This is a genomic window from Geminicoccus flavidas (assembly GCF_009806515.1).
GTDB classification, from domain to species: Bacteria; Pseudomonadota; Alphaproteobacteria; order Geminicoccales; family Geminicoccaceae; genus Geminicoccus; species Geminicoccus flavidus.
Genome location: NZ_WUJP01000276.1, coordinates 1 through 1,257 on the forward strand (window position 1 = coordinate 1; position 1,257 = coordinate 1,257).

The following is a 1,257-nucleotide window of genomic DNA, read 5'->3' on the forward strand; positions in this document are numbered from 1 at the left end:
TCCAGGAAGAGCTGCCGCCGTCCGCCCGGTTCATGAAGCATTTCAACAAGGACTATCAGAACCTCGCGGTCCGTACCGGCATGATGCCGGCCGTGGGCCCGCTCACCGTGCAGCTCTACAGCGAGCCCTTGCAGAAGTTCCGGCTGGCCGGCCAGGGTCATGGCAAGGTGCTGCCGCCCGAGCGGCACCGGGCCAGGATCGCCACCTATTTCGACCCGCTGCCGTTCTGGTACCCGCCGTTCGACGCGGCGGCCGACCGCGACCGCTTTCCCCTGCACGCGATCACCCAGCGGCCGATGGCGATGTACCATGCCTGGCATTCGCAGAATGTCTGGCTCCGTCAGATCCTGGGCGAGAACCGGCTCTACATCCCGGCGGCGGAGGCAGCACGGCACGGGCTGGTTGATGATGACTGGGTGCTGCTGGAAAGCCGGCACGGCGCCATCCAGGTCCAGATCCGGGTGATGGAAGGGGTGAACGGGCAGACGGTGTGGACTTGGAACGCGATCGGCAAGCGCGCCGGCACCTGGGGGCTGGACAAGGATGCCAACGAAGCCCGGCGCGGCTTCCTGTTGAACCACTTGATCGACGATCTCCTGCCGGCCCGGGAGGACGGCCAGCGCTACCCGAACGCCGACCCGGTCACCGGCCAGGCCGCCTGGTATGACCTGACCGTGCGGATCGAGAAGGTCGTCCGCCCGGACGAGCGGGTCCATCCGGTCTTCCCGCCCATTGCGCGCCCGCCTGGCCAGCCGCCGGCACCCGATCAGGTCGCCTATGGCAGCCGGTTCCGCCCCTGGAGGCCCAGTCGATGACGATGCTGCCCGCCGCACCGTCGCCCCGGCGCCTGGGCCTGGTGATCGACCTGGACACCTGCGTCGGTTGCCAGGCCTGCGTGGTCGCATGCAAGGAATGGAACACTGGCGGCTATGGCGCCCCGCTCGCGGACGAGCAGGCCTATGGCGCAGGACCGTCGGGCACCTGGCTCAACCGTGTCCACGGCTTCGAGGCCGGCTCGGGTCCGGACGGCCGGATGGTCCACTTCCCCAAGTCCTGCCTCCATTGCGAGAACGCCCATTGCGTGACGGTCTGCCCAACCGGCGCCTCGTTCAAGCGGGCGTCCGACGGCATCGTCCTGGTGGACGAGGACAAGTGCATCGGCTGCGGCCTGTGCGCCTGGGCCTGCCCCTATGGCGCCCGCGAGCTGGATGGGCAAGCGGGGGTGATGAAGAAGTGCACGCTCTGCGTGGACCGGAT

2 protein-coding genes are annotated in these 1,257 nt (G+C 68.6%); both read left to right on the forward strand.

Annotated features, from left to right (window positions below; all coding sequences use genetic code 11):
- Nucleotides 1-815 (forward strand): molybdopterin dinucleotide binding domain-containing protein (locus EQG76_RS07660; RefSeq protein WP_321573438.1); only part of this gene is annotated, 815 nt, incomplete at its 5' end.
- Nucleotides 812-1,257, forward strand: a 446-nt coding sequence (locus tag EQG76_RS07665) for a 4Fe-4S dicluster domain-containing protein (protein WP_159712092.1), incomplete at its 3' end; no start/stop codon positions are given. The genes EQG76_RS07660 and EQG76_RS07665, both read left to right, overlap by 4 nt.